Raw genomic sequence first — 20,973 nt, forward strand, 5'->3', positions numbered from 1 at the left:
GGGGGATGCGCGCGCGATACGCAGTACCCCTGGGCATCACGGCGACGGCTGCGGCCGGTCTCGCCTACTCGGTGGGCTTCGAAGCCCGTTCCTTCCGGCTGAGGCGGGTCACGGTGCCCGTGCTGCCGTCGGGGATGCGACCCCTGCGGGTCCTCCAGGTCTCCGACATCCACATGGTGTCCGGGCAGCGCAAGAAGCAGCGCTGGCTGCAGTCACTCGCGGGCCTGCGCCCCGACTTCGTGATCAACACGGGGGACAACCTCTCCGACCCCGAGGGCGTGCCGGAGACGCTGGACGCGCTGGGCCCGTTGATGGAGTTCCCCGGGGCGTACGTCTTCGGCTCGAACGACTACTACGGCCCGAAGCCCCGCAACCCCGCCCGCTACCTCCTGGAGAAGGTGCAGGGCAAGCACGGCCTGAACGGGAACCCGCCCGCAGTCGGCGTCATCCACAACCCGTGGGAGGACCTGCGCGACGGCTTCGACGCCGCGGGCTGGGCGAACCTCACGAACACGCGGGGCTCCCTGAAGATCGACGGCTACGAGATCGCCCTCACGGGCCTGGACGACCCGCACATCAAACGCGACCGCTACGCGCGCGTGGCGGGCGGTCCGGACTCCGGCGCCGACTTCTCGATGGGCATCGTGCACGCCCCGTACCTGCGCACCCTGGACGCCTTCACCGCGGACGGCTACCCGCTGATCCTGGCCGGCCACACCCACGGCGGCCAGGTCTGCATCCCCTTCTACGGGGCGCTGGTCACCAACTGCGACCTGGACACGGACCGCGTCAAGGGCCTCTCGACGCACGAGGCCGAGGGCCAGACGTCCTACCTCCACGTCTCTGCCGGCTGCGGAGCCAACCGCTACACCCCCATGCGCTTCGCCTGCCCCCCGGAGGCGACCCTGCTGACGCTGGCGCCTCGGGTCTGAGGAGTGGGCCCGGGGGCGGCCCCGCGCCCTTCCCCCGGCGGGTCGAAGCCTCCGGGGCTCCGGCCCCCGATAACCGGATTTCGTCTCCGGCCGCGGGTCCGCTAGAGTTATCGATGTCGCCACGGCCCACAGCAGTGCGGACAGTGGAGCAACGACATCGGGGTGTAGCGCAGCTTGGCAGCGCGCTTCGTTCGGGACGAAGAGGTCGTGGGTTCAAATCCCGCCACCCCGACAGTGAAGTACCAGGTCCGGGGCCTGACCCGCGGTGCGGGTCGGGCCCCTGAGTGGTTCCGGGGACCATTCGGGAGCCAGTTGGGAGCCAACTGCGGAATCCGGCTCCCAGCATCGTGCTCCCTTCGTTGTCAGTGCCTGCCGCTACCGTCGCTGAGAACAGTTCTCCCTCGACCGTGAGTGGTGAGCAAGACATGGCAGACCGAGTGGCCGAGGGCGGCGTAGACCCTCGAAAGGTGTTCGTGATCCACGGACGGAACGAGCTCGCGCGCAAGGGGCTCTTCGAATTCCTGCGCGCTATCGGCCTCGATCCAATCGAATGGTCCGAGGCCATCCAGAGGACTGGCGAGGGCTCCCCATACATCGGCGAGGTCCTGGACACCGCGTTCTCACAGGCACAGGCGGTGGTGGTGCTCCAGACCCCCGACGACGTCACCTACCTGCACGAGAGCCTCACGTACGCCGGAGACCCCGAGTGCAACCCGCAGATGCAACCCCGACCGAACGTGCTGTTCGAGGCAGGGATAGCCATGGGCCGGGACGAGAACCGCACCGTGATAGTCGAGCTCGGGCAGGTGAAGGTCTTCAGCGACATTCACGGCCGGCACGTGATCCGCCTTGAAGACTCCACGAGAAAGCGGCAGGATCTCGCGACTCGTCTGCAGACCGCGGGGTGCGCCGTGCGGCTGACCGGTACGGACTGGCATGACGCCGGCGACTTCACTCCGCCTGTCCCACCAGGTGGCGGGCTTCCGCTGGGACGGAAGCTTCCGTCGTCGCAAGCAGCCGGTACCCCTCGGCTCAGTGCCCGCTACGTCGACAACGGGTCGAGAAAGATGGGGACGGTCGTAATCACCAACCACGGTCCAGGAGACGTCTACGACCTGGATGTGGAAGCCGAAGAGGAGAACAGGCTTATCACCCACAGCGATGGTGAGTTCCCCGTCCCGAAGTTGCCCGCCGGTAAGTCGGTGCGGGTGATGAGTGCTCGCACCCTGGGGATGGGGGCAAGCTCGTACTTTAACGTCGTCCTGACGGGGAAGACCGCCGACGGGGTACCGATCAGGGTCGAAGAGTTCGTGGATGGGGCGTGACATGGAAATTCCGATGAGCCTGCCCTTGGACCACGACGGCTTCGTGCGTCGCGAGTGTCCCCACTGCATCAACCAGTTCAAGTGGCACCACGGACCGGCGAATGAAGAGGCCGAGCCCTACTACTGCCCTCTCTGTGGGCAGCCGGCGGGGCCAGACTCCTGGTGGACGCAGGAACAGGTCGACTACGCCAGGGGCCTGATCGCTCCCGCCGCAGCGCGAATGGTGGAGGACGAGCTTAAGAACGCGCTCAAGCCGATCCGTAGCAAGTACGTGAAGGTCGGCGTCAAGGGCAGCGTGGATACCCCAGAGGCGCCTTCGCCCCTCACTGAACCCGACGACATGGTCATCGTGACATCCCCCTGTCACTCGTACGAGCCGGTGAAAGTACCCGAAGACACGTCGGGCCCCTATCACTGCCTCGTATGCGGTCAAGCCTTTGCTGTCTGACCCGAGGCGGCCGAAGCGGCGGTCACGAACGCGTGTGCCGCCACGCGGTGATCGCGTGCCCCACCGAGATCGACTTCGACTCCCCCGAGGTGCAGGCCGCGGAACTCCCGGCCTCAAACGGCGTCGGCACTGCTCGCGGACTGGCGCGCATGTACGCAGCGCTGATCGGCGAGGTGGACGGCGTACGCCTGCTCACCCCGGAAACCCTGGCTTCGGCGACCAAGGAGCAGGCTGGCGGGAGGGACCAGGTGATGCTGATCTCGAGCAGATTCAGCTCCGGATACATGCTGCCCACTGAGACCAACCCCATGACCGGCCCGAACGCCTTCGGCCACACCGGCAGAGGCGGCTCACTCGGCTTCGCCGACCCCGAGCGCGGCGTCGCCTTCGGCTACGCAATGAACCACATCATCGGCGGGCCCGGCGATAAGCGTGCGACGTCGTTGGTGGACGCAGTGCGAAGGTCGCTGGCGTAACTGGTCGAGGTTGACGCTGAAGGTCCACGCCACCCAGCCACGAGGCCGGATCCCGTCGGCATGCGGTGCAGAATGATCAGCGCGTAGTGGTGGATGTCTGCTTCGCTGGCATGCTGACACGTCGCTTCTGTGGCGAATCACAAGCGTAGGCCATGTCTGGCGCTCAGCCTCCGGAAGCAGCGTTCGATTGCCTCCCGATGGCATAACCAAGGACACTCCTGTGTGTGAGGAGGCCCTCCATTTCTTTCGCGTGAGGCGGCAGTAAGGCAAGAGTCTGCAGGGTTCCAGCCATCTAGACTGGCCTTTCTCACTGGTCGCGTTCGCGGTCAGCTGTACATGCCCGTCTCGGTGGACGTGCTGGCTTGTTCCTGGGATGTTCGTACACAGAGACGGACTCGCTAGCGTGTTCGAGTCCAGTCTGCCGCAAGTGCAGCCAGGCATGCGGCGGGCGGTGCGCACGTATGGAGGATGAATGACGGATCTGCAGGCTGTCGAGATCTGCGCAGGTGCGGGCGGGCAGGCCCTCGGGCTGGAGCGCGCTGGGTTCGGGCACGCCCTGGCCGTGGAGCTCGACACGCACGCCGTCGCCACGCTGCGCAAAAATCGGCCGCACTGGGATGTGCGGCAAGGCGACGTGGCCGATCCGAAGGTGTGGGAGCCCGAGAAGTTCGGCGGAGTGGATCTGATCGCCGGCGGAGTGCCCTGCCCGCCGTTCACCATTGCTGGTAAGCAGCTGGGGGCCACAGACGAGCGCGATCTTTTCGCCTGGGCTGTGCACCTGGCTGAGAGGGTCAAGCCCAAGGCTCTTCTCCTGGAGAACGTCCGGGGGCTCAGCGCCAATCGCTTCACGGCCTATCGGCAAAACGTCCTCGACACCCTGCAGAGCGCTGGCTACATCGCCCAGTGGAAGCTTCTGCACGCAGCCGACTTCGGTGTTCCGCAGCTGCGTCCCCGCTTCGTGCTCGTTGCGCTCCTCCCTGAGTACGCTGAGTACTTCGCCTGGCCCGAGCCACTGGCAGGCAAGCGTCCAACGGTAGGCGAGGTCCTTCGCGATCTGATGGCCGCCAGGGGCTGGGAGGGCGCTAGCAGCTGGGCGGAGAAGGCAAACGACATCGGCCCCACCATCGTCGGAGGGTCAAAGAAGCACGGCGGTGCCGATCTGGGGCCCACGCGCGCCAAGGCAGCATGGGCGAAGCTGGGGGTGGACGCCCTCGGAATCAGCGATCATGCCCCAGAGCCTGGATGGAAGCCGGCTGAAGGCAAGCCCGGACCGAAATTGACTGTCGAGATGGTTGCCCGGATCCAGGGCTGGAAGCCGGAGGACAGCTGGGTGTTTGAAGGCCGGAAGACCAGCACGTACCGGCAGGTGGGCAACGCTTTCCCGCCGCCTGTCGCAGAGGCGGTAGGCCGGTCCATCGCCCGAGCCCTGCGCAAAGAGGGCTCCCGCACCGAGCTTGTGGAGACCACAGAGGTGGTCCACGACCCCGTCTACAAGCTGCTGCGGGCAATGGAGCGCCCCATCGGCGTCGACCAGATCATCAGTCGGTTGGAGAAGACCGGGCAGCGTATGTCCGAGCCGGAAGTAGAGCGGCACATCGCGCACCTGGAGCGGGACTTCGTCATCCAGAGGGTCAAGCGGTCCAGCGGCGCCCTCGGCTACAGGCTCGGCGAGTTCAGAGCATTCGTCGGCCAAGAAGGCCACCAGCGGCATGAGCTCTTCTCGCTGAACCAGGCGAAGATCAGCTGACGGCTGCCGCCAGCAACACGGCGGTCAGGAGATCTTCCTCGGATGCTTCGAGGCTTCGACCTCCTGCCGCCGGGCGGCCACTGCCTCAATGACAGTGGCGGCACACGCCTCTGGTTCGAGGTGCTCCCAGAAGCGGAGCACCAGCCAGCCTGCCTCCGCGAGGCGGTTGTCCGTGTCCCGGTCTCGCTGGACGTTCCGGCCGATCTTGTCTTCCCAGTACGGCCGGTTCGTCTTGGGCATCACGAAGTGCTCCGGGCAGCCGTGCCAGAAGCAGCCATCGATGAAGACGGCCACCTTCACAGGGCGGAAGACCATGTCGGCCGTGCGGCGCATCTTTGGAAGCGGCTTTGCAGCCACCCGGTAGCGCAGTCCAGCGGCGTGGACAAGCGAGCGGAGGAGCAGCTCGGGTGCGGTATCGCGATTCCGGTTGCCGAGCATGCTCCGCCGGTTCGCAGCCGACGACGCCCACGACCCCTCCGGCGGTGCCCACTGCACGGCCGGTGCTTCTGGTTGTCCTTGCTCGCTCATATCTCCGGCAGCTTAGGGACGGCTTCCTCCGGATCGTCCGGCCTGGCGAGGACCCATTCCTGTCCGTCCATCTCTATTCTCGGCGCTTCCCCATGATGGGGACGGGCAGCCGCAAGCCTCGCACTCACCGACTCGCCTGAGCACGGTACGGGCAACCCGAGCAATTCAGCGATCCGGCCGTGGCTGGAGTAGTGGCCCAAGATGACGATTCCGCGGGGTTGGAGCCTTGAGCGCGAGCCGCCGTTGTAGCGGACGCGCTTCATGTAGTCCTCCTGCATCGCCACTGTGGCGACGACAGTGCGGCTGACCCGTCGGCCCTGAGCTCGCACAAAGAGATCATCCACTCGGCGCTGGCCGCTCTTGTGGGAGAAAATCGACTTGATGTCGGCCTCGGAGAGCCGCAGCAGCATGTTCTCCTGGAGGGGCGCCCGGTGAAACAGCCACCGGACAGCGGACCGCCCTGCGGCGTTGAGTGTCTTCTTGGCGTCCCGGTTGCCGCCGCTGTTCAGCCTTGCTGGCAGTGCGCGTACGAGGCCAGCGGACCAGCGGGACTCATCATCGCTGGCCCAGACGACAAGCAGCAGGTGGCCGAGGGCCTCTGGCGGCACCATCCACCCGCCGAGCGTCTGCGAGTACTTGCAGTCGACGTCGGTGCCGGCAATGGAGTAATCCATGCTGATGCCGTCGTCGAAGCCGAACTCCCGCTGGACATTGATCTCGATCAGCGTGCCCAGGTGAGCCTTCTCTGTCTTGTACAGCTGGTCCCACCGGAAGCGGCCGGTGTGCTGGCCGTCCAGGAGCATGTCGATGCTCCGCCGGATCGCCCCTGCAAACCTCCCGCCGTGCGGGTCGGCAGCGAGGATCTGCTGCGCAACGGCATCCAGCTCTGGATCGCCCGGTTCGTCAACAGTCCATAGGGCCGCCTGCGTACTGATCGCTTCGCCGTCCACGGCGGGACTCTATCCGGGAGCCGGGCTGCGGGGCAGCCAAGCCCTCCCACGGAAGCTGGCAAACTTCGATTGTGATAAGCGAACCAGCAGAACTGCAGATTGATGACGAAGGCCGTGTGTCCCTGCTGCTGGGGCTCCTTGCGGAGGCCGACCTGGATGCAGGCGGCCGGATCCTGGCCTTCATGGGCGCATGGTGCTGCAGCGAGAAGCCGACGCCTTCGAGGCACTGCTGCAACGCGGGACTGTGAGTCGAGATCCCGCCCCCGCTAGGCCGCTCCCGCCCCCAGGTGTTCGAGAAGTGCTCGCACGTCGGCGGCGTCCATCCCTGCGGCCAACGGGAGCTCCTCCTCGGGGTCGCCCAGCTGCTGCACCTCCGGATCGTCAAGGATCCGCCCCATGAAGTCCAGCTTCTCCGCCAGTCGAAGGGCCACCACCTCGTCGATGCTTCCCTCGGCTGTGAGGACCGTGACCCGCGTCTCCGTGTCCGGGGCGAGGCCGAGACGGTGGATGCGGTCGAGGCTCTGCAGGAACCGGCCTGCCTGGAAATCACGGTCTACATAGACCGCGTCATGGCAGACCTGGTGGAGGCTGATGCCCTCGCCGAGGGTCGCCGGATTAGAAATCAGGACATTGCAGTCCGGATCTTCCCTGAAGCGGCGCAGCTCAGCTTCCCGATCGAGGGTTCCTCCGTGCACTGCCGCTGGCTGGAACGGCGCCAGCAGTGCTTGGAGCGAGGTGATGCTGCGCACGAAACTGGTCCACACCAGGGTCTTGCGTCCAGCCGCGGCATTGGCAGAGACGATGGAGAGAGCCTCCTGGTACTTGGGCGGCAGCTCGTAGTCGGGGAGGCGGCGGAGGAGCGTTGAGAGCGATTCCCCTTCAGCCACCTCCAATGGTGGGACGCGGAAGTGGAGCGGCTCGTGGCGTGTAGAACCCGCCACGATCAGGGACGGGCTCGTCGCCGCCATCAGCAGGCGCAGCGCCGTCTTGCCGAGGGCTTCGAAGTCAGTCCTGTCTGCGGCCGCCCTGGCTGAGAGCTTGCCCACCAGCGCGTCGTAGATCTCGCGATGCAGTGGCGGCATCGGGACTCGGCGCACTCGCGTCTCCACCGGGGGCAGCCCCAGTTCCTCCTTGGTCGTCCGCGTATAAAGGGGGCGCAGTACTCGGCTGGCATGGGCGAGGTCGCCACCGTCAACAGCTTGGGTGACCACGCGTCGGCCATGGCCGGGCCAGACGAAGGAAAGCAGGTTCTCCAGGTCCTTGGCGCCTTGGGGGGCTGGGGTGCCGGTGAGGATCATCCGGACTCGGCTGAGGGGGCCGAGCGCCATGCAGGCGGCACCATACACCCCTGCTCCCCCGAGCTTCATGCGGTGTGCCTCATCGAGGATGAGCATTGCCGGAGCCGCCTTCAACCACTGCGACAGCCCGGCGAGAGCCCGGTCCAAACGCTCGTAGTTCACCAGGAGGATGTCCGCAGACGCCGGCACTGACTTGCCCAGCACCTGCACATCGAGCCGGGTGGAGAAGCATCGCTTGGTCTCATCCTGCCATGCCTCGTAGGCGGACTTGGGACTCACCACGAGCATGCGCGCCACCGCTCCGCGCTGGCGGAGCGCAGAGAAGACAGCGAGGGAGACACGGGTCTTGCCAGCGCCGGGAACGCTGAAATTGGCTCCGTGGCCGACTGAGAGCAGTCGAGCTATGTCGCGGAGCTGGAATGGCGTGAGAGGGCCGGTCCAGTCGCCACTCAACAAGGCCGGGACCGATTCCGGCTCGACGGTGTTCTCGTCGGGCGAGCCGCTGAGGAGCCGTTCCGCCGTGTCCGCCGTGTCGAGCATCTCGGTGACTAGGAGGCGGAAGTCGTCCTCCCATACGACGCTGTCCGGCCGGGGCCAGGCACCGAGAGCGTTGAGGCTGGCGAGGAAGCTGTCGATAGGGACAGCCGCCGAGAGCCTGTCGGTCATCCGGCCGCTGGGGAAGCCGGCCACCATCTGCCCGAGCGCGCTGCGGCAGGCAGGCACTGTCCGCAGCGCAGCCTGCGTACGCGTGACGTCGAAGCCAATCGTCAGACTGGGCTCGTCAGCCACTTACTGCGCCTTCCCGAACGTCTCGAGGAGCCAGGTCACGCCGTCACCGGGCTGCTGCACAGTGCGCTTGGCCTCGATAGCAAGTTTTTCCAGCTTCTGCCGCAGGTCAGTGACGGCATCGTCGAACGACTCCTCATCCAGGCTTCGCTGCGCGCGGGACATGACCAGGTCGGTGACGCACTGCTCGATGTCGCGACCTGCGTCGGCAAGGCGAGCAGGTGCTGCCTGCTTGCGCTTCTTGATACGCGCGTCGCGGCCGGCATCGCCGAGGGCCTGATCCATCGCCTTACGCAGCCGATTGACGTCCCTTTGCGCTTCAGCCGCAGCCTCCGGCGAAGCCGCGCTGCCCGGTCGGCTGACAGCTCGCGCGTGCAGGACTGCGTCTGTCAGTGCCTTGGCTGCGCCAAGGGCGGCGGACGGGCCCTTCACGGCCCGCCCCAAACCAGGGATGGCCACCCCCGATGAGGGCTCGGTCGGGACTTCGCTGTCCGGCAGGATCTCGGAGAGGTAGCGGTCGCGGAAGTCGTGGTCGATGAACCGGACATCGGTCTTGGCGAAGCCAAGGAGCATGGCCGCCAACCGATTCTCCAGCAGCAGCTCAGCCTTCTCGGGGTTGACCGCGTACTGCTTGGCGTAGGCGCGGTGCAGTTCGCGGAACTTCTCAGCCTGGTCCTCGAACGCAACCAAGGACAGCTGCTCACCGGCCGTCTTACTTCGCTCGATAAGCGACTCGATGCGGGCGAGTACCCATTGGTCCTGCCGGCAGCGCTCCGCGGTCGTGCGGAAAGTAGCAGCGATGACAGCGAGGGGCGTGCCTTGGTCCACTAGCTCCTGAACCGCGAGCAGCCGGTTGATGTAGGAGTAGTCCCGCCGGTGCTCCTTGCGCAGCTGGAGCGACAGTTCGATCGCGGCGATGTCCTGCCAGTCGCAGGAGGGCGGCAGAACGGCAACACGCATGGCATGAGTGGGGCCGTAGAGCTGCATCAGAGCAGCGCGCCGGGTATTGCCGTTGACGAGGATGCCTTCGTGAGTGATCAACCCGGGATCGGTTAGCCCGTACTCCTTCAGACTCGCTGTCAGCTCGTCGAACTCAGGGTCAGTCCGGGCGGGGTCTGCCGGGAGCACTTGCAGGAGGCGGTCAAGGTATGCCTGGCTGTCGCTGGTCCAGGGGTCGTCCGCGAGCGCTGCCGCCTGCTTCGGGTCGTGGTCGGCCTGTGCGCGGATGCGGTGGGTTGCCGGGTTGTAGTAGAGGTTGCCCACCGGCATCTGGATGACTTCCAGATGCTCCGGACCACCCCGCCACTCGACAGTGAAGGTCTCCCGGGGGCCGCCGCCGGCCGCGATCTCCTCCAACCGGGACTGGACGAGGGCGCGGTTCTCCTCGGCACCCGGCGGCAGACCGTAGCCCTTGGCCATGTACTCGCTCCTGCTTTCGTTCGCGTTCTTACGAGGGTTGTTCCGTGCTGCCGGCGTGTGCTCAGCCGAGTCCCAGCTCCGCCCGGAGCTGCGCCCGTGACTCCTCAGGCAGAGAGCGGTAGTCGCTCCAGATCTGCTCCAGGCGGCTGAACTCCCGCCGGTCGGCCGCCACCCAACCGGACAGTACGCTGCGCTCGGCTGAGCCGAGCGCAGCGGCTGCCGTGAGCACCTTCTCCAGATCCGCTGTGAGCAACCTGCCTCCCACGCGGCATCGCTTGCACTCGGTGACCAGTTCCGTGGCCTTGGTACCGTCCGCCTTCACCACATCCCGGCGGGCGATGTCGAGCTGGGCTGCCTCATAAGTGCCGGCGTAGGTCTCGCCGGGGGTGATGCCGCAGGAGCGGCACATGTACCCGTCCCTAGCCAACACCTCGCGCCGACGCGCTGCGCCGATCGCCATCGTGCCTGACTTGCGGGTAGCGCGACCGGGCTCCCAGACGGGGTCGCCGGGCTTCACGAAGCGCTGCTCATGGGAGTCCAATCCCGCGTCTTCCCTGTTGGTATCGATGCGCCAACCGAAGTCCCGCAGATCTCGCATGCGGCGGTCGACTTGGGACACCCCAGGGAAGGCTGCCCGCAGCTCCTCCTTAGTGAAGGTGTTGCCTTCGCCGACTACGGAGACCAGCCACAGAGCCACTCGCTTCATTGTTCCGAGGCCGGCATCCTGCCAGGACGGCATGACATCTCCATTCGCGGGGGCCTCCCGGCGGGGAGGCACGGGGTGGAACTGGTGGGCAGCGGGCTGCGGGCTGCGGACATTCATTAGTAGCACGGCACCACACCTTCATTCCAGCGATGAGCGATCTTTACACAAACAAGGAAAGAGAAAGTGTCCGTAAAGATCCGTTTTGGCATTATTTGTCGGCATTAAAGGTGCCAAACTCTCCCACAAAAAAGTAGTCAGGGAAAAACATGGAACCGTGCACCACCGAGCCGGGGAGTGGCTAGGCTTCCGTTGATCACCGGTTCCCCATAGGCAAATTCGAGCGAGCGGAAGGTTTCGTTTGGCATGCCGTCACTTGGATCGATTAGCACCACCTGTGCACCCGAAGCCACGGAGGAGGTTCAGGCGTTCGCCAACGCCCTCAAGCTCCTCATCCACCACGTCCGCCCCGGCGACACGATGGCCCAGAAGGCGAAGGCGCTGCACATCTCGCCGCCGCTCCTCTCCCACTGGCTCAACGGGCGGCGGCTTCCGCACCCGGCAGTTATCGAGGAGATGTCCGGGCTGGCGGTCAAGGGGGTGGCAGGCGACGGGAATGCCGCCGCCCTGGCCCATGAGTTCGCGGCACTCGAGCCGCTCCTCCAGGCCGCACGGAAGTCGGCCTGCCGTCGATGCGCGGGCAAGTGCATCTGCGACGAGAAGGTAGCCCAAGGTGACCGGCGCAACGCGCATTCCAGCGCCGCCGACAAGGGGGACCGGCGCAACAGTTCCTGCGATGCCTCTGCCGACAAGGGGGACCGGCGCAACAGGACGGCACAGATGAACCCGGATCTACCCACGCATCTGGCGACGATGATCGACGTCGATCGCGTGGCTCATCTGCAGAGTCTGGGAGCTGCGCTGAGCGAAGGGGATATCGGCACATATGCCGACATCCTTGCACGTGCAGGGATGAAGACCGAAATGGAGGTTCTGATCCGTTCTGCGAAATCAGCAGGAAGGGACTCGACGGAAATCGCGATCACTCTCGGTGCACTCCGCTAGCATCATCTTGAATGATTAATCCTCCCCCGAGCCAGAAACAGGAAACACGCATGTTCAGAAATAGGCGCGAGGGGTCTTCCCGCCCCCTTAATGGCTACTGCCGCGCACCCCCGGCGGCGCAGGGAAGGCTCGGCCTGAAGGGTCGGCAAACCGCGACCGAGACCTCCCCTGCCGAAACGCCCGTTAGATCGATGACCAACTAGGAGTTCCATCTTGAATAGTAAGGCCCTCCTGGGCCGACTGACCAGGAAGATCAAGGCTGCCTGCCTGCGGCTCCGCGACGCCGACGGCCTGGGACGCGTCGGCCCCCTCTGGGAGAAGACGCGTCGCCGACTCCGCTTCCTCCGCTGGACGCTGGTGATCCAGCTCCTCAAGGGGGCCGCCTTCGCCGGCGGCGGCGTCATCATCCAGATCGTGGCCACTCGGTACCTCAACCACTGAGGTCTGCTCACCGCTCACGGCCCGCGGCTCCTCCTCCCCCAGGGAGCAGGCGATGACCGACCGGCCGCATTAACGACGGCGAGCTGAACGATCAAGCAGTGTGCGGCACCCGCGCATATCGGCGGGTGCGGCACACTGCCGGGCTGCTGACCTGCCCCCAGCAGACAGCCGGCACACGACACCATCGACCTCACAGGGCGCAGAGGCCAGCCCCCTTACCGCCATCTGCCTACCCTCGAACGCAGCATGCTGCGAGCACAGGTCGACGAGGACGAGTAGTGGCTGCGCCCCTGAGAGCCATCTGGGAGCCAACCCGCCCCCCCCCCCGAGCCCCTCCGAGACCACGACATCCCGACGCCCTGACCAGCGCAAACACCATCCACGCTGGCAAGATCGCCACCCGAACCCCATTCGGGACCAAGAGGTCGTGGGTTCAAATCCCGCCACCCCGACAGCTGAAACACCAGGTGAGGCATCTACGGATATCCGTAGGTGCCTCACCTGTTTCGCATGCGTGTCCATCCGCATGCCTACCACTCCGGCCCCCGCTCGAAGATGCCGTCCATGACCACCGCAACGGTCTGGATCATGGGCCGGATGTGCCTCCGGTAGACCTCCTCAGCGATGAGGTGTTCCCCGCCGTGACCCGTGACCCGGACCTGCGGTGATCAACCCATTGAGCGATTGTGGGCGTTGTGCCGGCGCTGTACGTTCCGTCTCACAGATCGACGTAGCTCAGGGGGCGGGAATGTCTGGATACGGCCGCGCGGACAGCGAATGGGACGAACTGGTACATGCCGGTCGGGGCTTTCTCGTCGAGCGAGCGAAGCTGGGCAGGCTCACCTCGTATACCGAGCTCAACGTGACTGTGGCCAGGCGGACAGGGTGCCGTCCCTTCGACTTCGAGCGTGCTGACGAGCGGGCCGCGATGGGGCATCTGCTCGGGCTCATCGTGGAGCGCGACCAGGAGATCGCCCCCTCGGACCCGCCTCTCATGCTCTCGGCCCTGGTGAACTACCTGGGGGCCAACGACGCCGGTTCCGGCTTCTACCAGCTGGCCAAGGAACTCCAGCTTCTCCCCATGAGCGCGTCGGCGGATGAGAAGTTCGGCTTCTGGGTCAAGCAGGTCAAGCGGCTCCACGAACGCCATTGAGCCGGCCGAGAGGCGGCCTGAGACCAGGCGGCCCGAGATCAGGCGGCCTGAGACCAGGCGGCCCGAGATCAGGCGGCCCGAGTGTCTGACCGCGTGACAACACCGGCCGGCAGCGGCGGACGCCTGCGAGATCTCCGCCGACCCGGCAGCTGAAACACCAGCGATCAGGCCCGGTTTCCAGACATGGAAGCCGGGCCTGGTCCGCTGTCTGCCCCCCGCCGAGCCCCTGCCTCGGGAAGGCTCGGTGCGGCGAGTGAGGGTGTCGGCCCCAGGCGGTCCCGTGACGGCCGGGCTCGGTCCTGGCCGCGTCGATCCGGTACCGGTCCCTCCCCTGTGGGGACCGGTACCGAATGACGCACTGCATCGATCCGCGTCATGTCGGCGTATCGGCGCGGATCGAGGAAAGGCGGATCCGCAGTCCACGCGACAACGGTCCGGAGGTGATCGGCGAAAACCAGCCGAGGGCGTGCAGCGTCGCGATTCACCTGGGCGAGTCACGTCGTGCTGGTGACCTGCCCTGACGCTGCGCGGTTGGCTCGCTACCGATTCCTGATCCTGCCAGTCGAGGCGCTGGAAGAGGAGGTTCCGTCGTTGCTCGGCCCCCGTAACCGCAGGTCAGGCGTATAAAGTGAGTTTTCCGGTCCGGATGTCCATGTGCGGGGGAAGTAAGGGGTGGAGGCCTTGAGTCCCGACTCAGGGGCACGCACAGCCTTCGCGGAGCGTCTCGCGCTGCTGTACAAGGAAGCCGGCAATCCTCCCCTCCAGCGCGTGGCCGAAGCCGTCGTCCGGCACCCGCGGGTCGACGAGCGCGGGCGGATCGTACGGGTATCGGCCCAGCGGATCAGCGACTGGCGCCGGGCCAAGAACGTGCCCGCCCAGTTCGCCGCTCTCTCGGCGGTGCTCCATGTGCTGATCCCGGAAGCACGTCGCGAGCGGCCCGTCCCGGTGTCCGCCGGCCTGTACGACATGGCCCAGTGGCAGCTCCTCTGGGAGCGCGCGGTGGCCGACCCCGCCAACGGCCGCTCCGCCCCCGCGTTCGCGGACGATCAGGAACGGCTCCAGGGCGACGCCCCGGCTGCCGTCCACAGTGTGTGCCCCTACCGAGGGCTGGCCTCGTATCGACAGCAGGACGCCCGGTGGTTCTTCGGCCGCAAGCGGAGTACAGACGCCCTTGTCGCCCAGCTGCGTGCCGCGGAGAAGACGGGCGGCCTGGTCATGCTCGTCGGCGCTTCAGGGGCGGGAAAGTCCTCCCTTCTGAACGCCGGCCTGGTGCCCGCACTGCAGAACGGCGTGCTGAGCGACGAGGGCGGCCGACCCGGCCCGGTGCTGCAGCTCGTACCGGGAGCCGACCCTCTCGCCGAGCTGACCCGCCGGATACCTGAGCTCGCTCATGCCGTTTCCGCCACCGAGGAGACGGGAGCGGCAACAGAAACGGCAGCGGCAGCCGCAGCCGCAGCAACGGTGCGGGAAGCTGGTACTCCGCTTTTCGCCGAGGCGGTGAAAGAAGCCGTCACGGCCTGGGCCCGACGCCAGACGTCCTCGACCGCTCGCCCCGTCCTCATCATCGATCAGTTCGAGGAGACGTTCACCCTCTCCTCCGACGAGGCGAGCAAGCGTGCCTTCATCCAGCTCCTCCAGGCGGCGAGCGCGCCGAGCGCCACCGGTGAGCCGGCTCCCGCGCTCGTGGTCCTGGGCATACGAGCCGACTTCTATGAGCAGTGCCTCAGATATCCCGAACTGGCCGACGCCCTGCAGCACCGGCACATGGTGCTCGGGCCACTGACCACGTCGGAGTTGCGCGAAGCCGTGACCGGACCGGCCAAAGCCGTGGGTCTCGAACTGGAACCAGGGCTCGCGGAACTGATCATCCGGGAAGTGAGCACCGACGGGCCCCGCGGGACGCACGACGCGGGAGTGCTTCCGCTCCTCTCCCATGCCCTGCTCGCCACGTGGCAGCGGCGGAAGACGGGCAGGCTGACGCTGGCCGGCTACCGCGCGGCGGGAGGGATACAGGGGGCGGTCGCGGCCAGCGCCGAGCGTGCCTGGTCCGACCTCGACCCGGCCGCGCGCACCGCCGCTCGCCTGCTCCTGCTCAGGCTGGTCCGGCTCGGCGAGGACACGCAGGCCACTCGCAGACGCGGCGCGCGGCGGCAACTGGCCGAGGAATCGACGGACCCCGGCAAGACCGAGGAATCGCTCGAAGCACTGGTACGCGCTCGGTTGGTGACCCTCGACGCCGAGACCGTGGAGATCACACACGAGGCGCTGCTCCACGCCTGGCCTCGTCTGCGTGACTGGATCGACGAGGACAGGAACGACAACCTGCTGCGCCAGCGCCTGGAGGAGGACGGCAGGGCCTGGGAGGACTCCGGCCGCGATACGTCGCTGCTCTACCGGGGCTCCCGTCTCGAGCAAGCCCGTGCCTGGAGGAAGACCGCCGGGGGCACGTTCCTGACCAAAGGCGCGGTGGAGTTCCTGGCCGCCTCGGCCCGACTCCGTAGGCGCACGGTCCTGATCATCCGGGGCGCGGTGGCGGTCCTGGTCGTCCTCGCCATGGTGGCCGTCGTCTCCGCGGTCGTCGCGTGGCGGCAACGAGACGACGCGGTGTTCGAGCAAGTGGTCGCCGAGGCCGATCGGGTCCAGGACACGGATCCGTCGCTGTCGGCTCAGCTCGACCTGGTGGCACATGATCTGCGGCCCGATGACGAGGACACGCAGAACCGGCTGCTCTCGATCGTGAACGCGCCGTTGGCCACGCAGCTCCTCGGCCACAAGGGGGCCGTCTACCTCACTACGTTCAGCCCGAACGGACGGTTCCTGGCCACCGCCAGCTACGACAGGACCGTACGGCTGTGGGACGTGTCGGACCGGTCCCGTCCCAAGCCCTTGGGCAAGCCCCTCACCGGCCACAAGAGCTGGGTGAGCAGTGCGGTCTTCAGTCCGGACGGCGACACCCTCGCGACCGCTTCGGACGACGGCACGGTCCGGCTGTGGGATGTGCGCGATCCCGGCCACCCGCGTCCGCTGGGTTCTCCCCTGACCGGTCACAAGGGCGCGATCTATCTGGTCGCCTTCACTCCCGACGGGCGCACGCTGGCCTCGGCCGGGGACGACCACACCGTACGTCTGTGGAACGTCCGCGACCCGAGCCGGCCGAAGCCGCTCCGCAGGCTGACCGGCCACACCGCCGCTGTGCGCTCCGTGGCCTTCAGCCCCGACGGCGGAACACTGGCGGCCGGTGGCGACAACGGCACGATCCGCCTGTGGAACGTGACCGATCCACATCATCCGAAGCCGGTCGACAAGGTGATGACCGGCCATACGGGAACCGTGCACTCCGTGGCCTTCAGCCCTGACGGACGCACTCTCGCAAGCGGCAGCAGAGACAACTCCGTCCGTCTCTGGAACGTGCGCGACCCCCGCCGTGCGAAACCCCTCGGCGCGCCGCTGACCGGCCACACCGGCGCGGTGTGGTCCGTGTCCTTCAACCCCGCCGGGACCATGCTCGCCGCCGCCAGCGCGGACAGCACGGCGAGCCTGTGGAACGTCCGTGACCCGGCACATCCGTCGCAGGTCGGCGAGCCTCTCGCGGGCAGCAGCGGGGAGATCTACGCCCTGGGCTTCAGCCCCGACGGGCGAACCCTCGCCACGGGGAGCGGCGACAACAAGGTCCGCCTGTGGTCGATACCGACGTCGGACGTGGTGGGCAGGATCGGGGCGTTCCGCCCTGACGGGAAGGTGCTCGCCACCGCCGCGCGCGACGAACGGCTCCGGCTGTGGAACGTGGAGCGCCCCAATCGCCCCGTGGCGTTGGGCAAACCGTTCACGCCCCGGGACGGCGAGGTCCGTGCGCCGGTGTTCTCCCCCGACGGCCACACCCTGGCGGTACTGACGGGAAACCGCGCAGTGCAGCTCTGGGACGTCTCCGATCCCACGCGGCCCGAGCCCGAGGGGCCGCCCGTGGCCCTGCGGACGCGGTTCGCGGCCGCGCTCGCCTTCAGCCCGGACGGGCGCACACTGGCGACCGCCGACACGGACCGCACCATCCAGTTGTGGGACGCCGGCGACCCGTCACGTCTCCGCAAGCTGGGCGCGCCGCTCACGGGCCACAAGGGCTACGTCAATTCCCTCGCCTTCGGGAGAGACGGACGGACCCTGGCCAGCGCCAGCGCGGACGGCACGATCCGCCTCTGGGGCGTCGCCGACCCCCGCCATGTCTCACGAATCGGCAAGCCCCTCCGGGGGCACCTGGGCCCCATCAACGAGCTCGACTACAGCCCGGACGGCCGTACGCTGGCCAGCGGCAGCGACGACGGCACGGTCCGCCTCTGGAACGTCGCCGATCCGCTCAAGGCGGCCCAGGCGGGCTCCGCACTCACAGGCCACACGGACGCGGTGGTGTCGCTGACGTTCAGCAGGGACGGTCACACTCTGGCGAGTGGCGGCGACGACAACACGGTCCGGCTCTGGGATGTCGCCCGCCCCTCTGACGCCTCCCCCATCGGCCAGTCCATGAGCCCCAACGCCAAGACGGGCAGCTTCCTGTCGTTCAGCCCCCGGGGCGAGATGATCGGAGTTTCGAGTGGCACGGATACCGTCCGGCTTTGGAACCTGGACACCGACGAGGCGATTCGCCGGATCTGCTCGGCCACTCTCGGTGTTCTCACCCGGGAGAAATGGCAGGAGTATCTGCCTCGCCTCTCCTACGCGCCGCCGTGCGACGAGTAGCGAATCTCTCCCCTGCAGACCAGGCCGCGTGATCCCGGTCACAACGCCCCACTTTGACGGAGCAGTTGCCTCCCCTTACCTCAACAGCCTTGTTACCGTTGGCCTTAGCCCGATCGCTGGTGCATCCCCCGTCGCCAGCGGTCGGGCACTTCCGTACCCTCGTCGCTCAGCGGCCGGTGTGGGGGCGCCCGTCCGCAAGGCGCCCAGTTCCCGATGCGTGGTAAAACGGCGGCCAGGTGGTCCACATTTTGACATCACCCGCTAACCACCCGCGAGCCCACTGAGTGGTTGGGCCACGCTTCGTGTCACAGGCCTCGCATAACGCGCACCTCAAGCCCGGCTAGATTTTTTATCGGGCCGGGCCTAGATGTTGGCTTGAAACCGCGGAGAATTCAGCTTTGGACGCCGACTGCCGGCCCGATCCGAGCAGCTCATCCGGCGCAGCGGCCGGCGAGCTCACGGAAATCGCAGCGCGTACGGCCAGGGGTGGGCCGCCGTGTCCGCGCGCCATCACTCTTCAAGAGGCGCAGCCTTGAGCCCGCTTGAGGAGTCGTACGCTGAAGCGTGCTTGAGCGACGGGACGGTGAGACGGTGAGCACGAAGGACCGGGGCCTCCGCGTCGGAAGAGCGTGTGACGGCCCGGCCTCCGGCGGTTCAGGAGGGCGGAGGGGGCGGGTCTGCCGCACGGAAACGCTGTTCACGACTCCCTCGGAAAGGTGGTGAGCCGTGAGCCGGCGCATCGTCATCGTCACGGCCGTCCATGCACCGTCGGCGCACTTCCTGGCTGACGCGTACAAGTCCATCCGCGAGCAGGAGCTGCCTGCCGGCTGGGAGTGGCACTGGCTGATCCAGGAGGACGGGAAGACGGATCAGGTCGCGCCCCATGTCCCCGACGACGGCCGGATCACGTTCCGGCAGGGGCGTCACGGAGGCCCCGGGCTTGCCCGCACCATCGCCCTGGCCCACGCGGACGGCGAGTACGTCAAGGTCCTGGACGCCGATGACCAACTGGCGCCGGGCGCGCTGGCCCGCGACCTCGCAGCCCTCGAAGCAGATCGGACCATCGGTTGGGCGACGTCGCGCGCGCTCGATCTCCTCCCCGACGGTTCCACCGTCGGCTTCCCCGGCGACCCGGAGCCCGGGCCGGTCGAGCGCCAGGAAGTGCTCGACCACTGGGCGTCTCACGACTACCGCGCACAGGTGCACCCGGCGACCCTCTTCGTGCGTCGCGACCTGCTCGTGGCCCTGGGCGGTTGGATGGCCCTGCCGGCCTCCGAGGACACGGGCCTTCTGCTCGCCCTGAACTCCACGTCACGCGGCTGGTTCTCGTCGGAGGTCGGCCTGTTCTACCGCAAGTGGGAGGGCCAGGTGACCGGCCAGGCAGCGCATGTCGACACGGCGGAGCGCGACGCGCGCATGGCCGTGGTCGAGGCCAGGGCGCGAGCACTCGGCCACTTCCAGTGGCGCTACCCCGTCGGCTCTTGATCGACCTGCGTCTCGTAGGCCGTCTCGCGGGAGGCCGCGGGCACGGCGACATCGACTGTCCCGCCCGCCCGGCCATCCGCCGGCAGCGTCAGCCGTCCCGGTCGGGTGTCCCGCCCGGGTGCCCGCCAGCAGCTTCAGCCCTCCCGGTCGGGTGTCCCCCGGCAGCGTCAACCGTCCCGGCCAGCCAGCCGCCGCCAGCGTCAACCGTCCCGCCCCGGTGCCCGCCGACAGCGTCAGCCCTCCCGGTCGGGTGTCCCTCGGCAGCGCCCACTTCCCCGCCCGGGCGCCCCCCCGGCAGCGTCAACTGCCCCGGCCAGCCGGCCGCCGCCAGCGTCAACCGTCCCGCCCGGATGGCCGCCGGCAGCGTCAGCTCCCCCGACCGGCCGTCCGCCAGCGGCTCAGCCTCCCGGCCTGCGCCTATATCTGCACGCTGCCGCCCCGGACCCCACCCGATCTTGCCGCGGCTTCCGCGCACTCGTACGGTCACAGCTATGCCTCCCGCCACCCCCCGCCCCGCGTCGGAGCTTCTCGCCACGCTCGGTCGCGGCTACGTGCGCAACGCACCCGGCTCGCTGCTCAAGGGCCTGCTCGCCGCCCGCTACCTCAACCCGTACCTCCGTGACCACCCGCGGCAGCGCGTGGTCGAGGCCCGCTTCGGGGCGCGCTTCGCGTGTGACTCCCGAGACCTCATCCAGCGGTTCATCAGCCTCTACGGGGTGTGGGAGCCCCACATGACGCGGTGGCTGCGGAGCCGGCTGAGCACCGGAGACACGTTCATCGACGTCGGCGCGAACATCGGATATTTCGCGGTCCTGGGATCACGACTCGTCGGCGGCGCGGGACAGGTCGTGGCCATCGAGGCGTCCCCCGCCTTCCACGAGCGCGTGCTGCGGCACATCCGTCTCAACGACTGCGGCAACGTGCGTGCCGTCAACGCGGCGGTCTCCGACAGCCACAAGACGCTGACCTTCGTCCTCGCCAGCTCGAACAACATGGGCGCGAACTCGATCGTCCCGTACGACGGTCCGGCCGAGTCCAGCTTCGAGATGGCGGCGCTCCCCTTGCCCGAGGTCCTGGACGAGGGCGAACTCGGCAGGGCCCGCGTGATCAAGATCGACGTGGAGGGCGCCGAGGGCGGCGTCATCAGGGGGCTGGCCCCCGCCCTCGCGGAGCTCCGCCCGGACGCGGAGATCGCCGTGGAGGTCACTCCGGACCGCATGGCCCAGCTCGGCGACTCCATCGACGAGTTGCTGGACACCATGGCTCGGCACGGCTTTCACACCTACCGGCTGCCGACCGACTACCGGCCGGAGAACTACCCCCGCGCCCTGCGCCGGCCGGAGCCTCCGGTCCGTTGGCGCGGCCCCATCGTCGGTGAGACCGAGCTGGTCTTCTCCCGTATCGACGCCGAGACGCTGCGCTGACCCGGTTCGGGCTCAGCCCCGCCGTCCGACCCCTTTCTGCCCGGTGGCGGGGCCGGGTCCCACCG

The 20,973-nt window shown here is 67.6% G+C and carries 16 protein-coding genes, 1 tRNA gene and 1 pseudogene; 13 read left to right on the plus strand and 5 right to left on the minus strand.

Annotation, left to right across the window (positions count from 1 at the left end):
• The first annotated feature begins 5 nt into the window (after nt 1-5).
• From DCW30_RS09855 to DCW30_RS09880, 6 genes and pseudogenes are all read left to right on the plus strand, one after another.
• The gene (locus DCW30_RS09855) at nt 6-932 is read left to right on the plus strand and encodes a metallophosphoesterase (protein WP_076685184.1); all 927 of its coding nucleotides are present in this window, start codon (nt 6-8) and stop codon (nt 930-932) included.
• A gap of 158 nt (nt 933-1,090) precedes the next feature.
• Nucleotides 1,091-1,164, plus strand: a tRNA-Pro gene (locus DCW30_RS09860).
• 193 nt (nt 1,165-1,357) lie between these two features.
• Nucleotides 1,358-2,257 carry a TIR domain-containing protein gene (locus tag DCW30_RS09865; protein ID WP_076685185.1) on the plus strand — a complete coding sequence of 300 codons (900 nt, stop codon included), beginning with the start codon at nt 1,358-1,360 and terminating at the stop codon, nt 2,255-2,257.
• Between the two features lies 1 nt (nt 2,258).
• Nucleotides 2,259-2,705, plus strand: a complete 447-nt coding sequence (locus DCW30_RS09870) for a hypothetical protein (protein WP_076685186.1) — start codon at nt 2,259-2,261, stop codon at nt 2,703-2,705.
• A gap of 59 nt (nt 2,706-2,764) precedes the next feature.
• A pseudogene (locus tag DCW30_RS09875) lies at nt 2,765-3,181 on the plus strand (serine hydrolase); the annotation flags it as partial.
• A 472-nt stretch (nt 3,182-3,653) separates the two neighbouring features.
• The gene (locus DCW30_RS09880) at nt 3,654-4,928 is read left to right on the plus strand and encodes a DNA cytosine methyltransferase (protein ID WP_076685187.1); all 1,275 of its coding nucleotides are present in this window, start codon (nt 3,654-3,656) and stop codon (nt 4,926-4,928) included.
• A gap of 24 nt (nt 4,929-4,952) precedes the next feature.
• On the opposite strand, the gene DCW30_RS09885 is transcribed toward DCW30_RS09880, so the two are convergent.
• From DCW30_RS09885 to DCW30_RS09905, 5 genes are all read right to left on the minus strand, one after another.
• The gene (locus DCW30_RS09885) at nt 4,953-5,366 is read right to left on the minus strand and encodes a very short patch repair endonuclease (RefSeq protein WP_237283556.1); all 414 of its coding nucleotides are present in this window, start codon (nt 5,364-5,366) and stop codon (nt 4,953-4,955) included.
• Between the two features lie 86 nt (nt 5,367-5,452).
• On the minus strand, nt 5,453-6,406 hold the full coding sequence (locus tag DCW30_RS09890) for a NaeI family type II restriction endonuclease (protein ID WP_076685189.1): 954 nt from the start codon (nt 6,404-6,406) through the stop codon (nt 5,453-5,455).
• A gap of 266 nt (nt 6,407-6,672) precedes the next feature.
• Nucleotides 6,673-8,493: a DEAD/DEAH box helicase gene (locus DCW30_RS09895; RefSeq protein WP_076685190.1), complete on the minus strand. Its 1,821-nt coding sequence runs from the start codon at nt 8,491-8,493 to the stop codon at nt 6,673-6,675.
• Complete coding sequence (locus DCW30_RS09900; RefSeq protein WP_076685191.1) at nt 8,494-9,909, minus strand: ParB N-terminal domain-containing protein; 1,416 nt, start codon at nt 9,907-9,909, stop codon at nt 8,494-8,496.
• A gap of 61 nt (nt 9,910-9,970) precedes the next feature.
• Entirely contained in the window at nt 9,971-10,648 is a 678-nt protein-coding gene (locus DCW30_RS09905; RefSeq protein ID WP_079250047.1) for a hypothetical protein, read from the minus strand.
• Nucleotides 10,649-10,978: 330 nt separating this feature from the next.
• On the opposite strand from DCW30_RS09905, the gene DCW30_RS09910 reads away from it, so the two are divergent.
• The 7 genes from DCW30_RS09910 (at nt 10,979) to DCW30_RS09940 (ending at nt 20,908) form a co-directional block, all read left to right on the plus strand.
• Nucleotides 10,979-11,677, plus strand: a complete 699-nt coding sequence (locus DCW30_RS09910; protein WP_076685192.1) for a helix-turn-helix domain-containing protein — start codon at nt 10,979-10,981, stop codon at nt 11,675-11,677.
• 213 nt (nt 11,678-11,890) lie between these two features.
• Nucleotides 11,891-12,118: a hypothetical protein gene (locus DCW30_RS09915; RefSeq protein ID WP_076685193.1), complete on the plus strand. Its 228-nt coding sequence runs from the start codon at nt 11,891-11,893 to the stop codon at nt 12,116-12,118.
• A gap of 862 nt (nt 12,119-12,980) precedes the next feature.
• Nucleotides 12,981-13,271 carry a hypothetical protein gene (locus tag DCW30_RS09925; RefSeq protein WP_076689038.1) on the plus strand — a complete coding sequence of 97 codons (291 nt, stop codon included), beginning with the start codon at nt 12,981-12,983 and terminating at the stop codon, nt 13,269-13,271.
• 350 nt (nt 13,272-13,621) lie between these two features.
• Entirely contained in the window at nt 13,622-13,792 is a 171-nt protein-coding gene (locus DCW30_RS36640) for a hypothetical protein (RefSeq protein ID WP_159043843.1), read from the plus strand.
• Between the two features lie 151 nt (nt 13,793-13,943).
• Nucleotides 13,944-17,999 carry a WD40 repeat domain-containing protein gene (locus DCW30_RS09930; RefSeq protein ID WP_076685194.1) on the plus strand — a complete coding sequence of 1,352 codons (4,056 nt, stop codon included), beginning with the start codon at nt 13,944-13,946 and terminating at the stop codon, nt 17,997-17,999.
• 726 nt (nt 18,000-18,725) lie between these two features.
• Nucleotides 18,726-19,484: a glycosyltransferase family 2 protein gene (locus tag DCW30_RS09935; RefSeq protein WP_076685195.1), complete on the plus strand. Its 759-nt coding sequence runs from the start codon at nt 18,726-18,728 to the stop codon at nt 19,482-19,484.
• Nucleotides 19,485-19,975: 491 nt separating this feature from the next.
• On the plus strand, nt 19,976-20,908 hold the full coding sequence (locus DCW30_RS09940) for an FkbM family methyltransferase (RefSeq protein ID WP_103557445.1): 933 nt from the start codon (nt 19,976-19,978) through the stop codon (nt 20,906-20,908).
• Nucleotides 20,909-20,973 lie beyond the last annotated feature (65 nt).

Origin of the sequence: Streptomyces alfalfae (assembly GCF_004127445.1) — a bacterium.
Lineage (GTDB): Bacteria > Actinomycetota > Actinomycetes > Streptomycetales > Streptomycetaceae > Streptomyces > Streptomyces alfalfae.

Coding starts and splice junctions, on each gene's coding strand:
- DCW30_RS09940 (WP_103557445.1), top strand. CDS start 19,976: ATGCCTCCCGCCACCCCCCGCCCCGCGTCGGAGCTTCTCGCCACGCTC.
- DCW30_RS09865 (WP_076685185.1), top strand. CDS start 1,358: ATGGCAGACCGAGTGGCCGAGGGCGGCGTAGACCCTCGAAAGGTGTTC.
- DCW30_RS09855 (WP_076685184.1), top strand. CDS start 6: ATGCGCGCGCGATACGCAGTACCCCTGGGCATCACGGCGACGGCTGCG.
- DCW30_RS09910 (WP_076685192.1), top strand. CDS start 10,979: ATGCCGTCACTTGGATCGATTAGCACCACCTGTGCACCCGAAGCCACG.
- DCW30_RS09870 (WP_076685186.1), top strand. CDS start 2,259: ATGGAAATTCCGATGAGCCTGCCCTTGGACCACGACGGCTTCGTGCGT.
- DCW30_RS09905 (WP_079250047.1), bottom strand. CDS start 10,648: ATGCCGTCCTGGCAGGATGCCGGCCTCGGAACAATGAAGCGAGTGGCT.
- DCW30_RS36640 (WP_159043843.1), top strand. CDS start 13,622: ATGACGCACTGCATCGATCCGCGTCATGTCGGCGTATCGGCGCGGATC.
- DCW30_RS09900 (WP_076685191.1), bottom strand. CDS start 9,909: ATGGCCAAGGGCTACGGTCTGCCGCCGGGTGCCGAGGAGAACCGCGCC.
- DCW30_RS09885 (WP_237283556.1), bottom strand. CDS start 5,366: ATGCTCGGCAACCGGAATCGCGATACCGCACCCGAGCTGCTCCTCCGC.
- DCW30_RS09880 (WP_076685187.1), top strand. CDS start 3,654: ATGACGGATCTGCAGGCTGTCGAGATCTGCGCAGGTGCGGGCGGGCAG.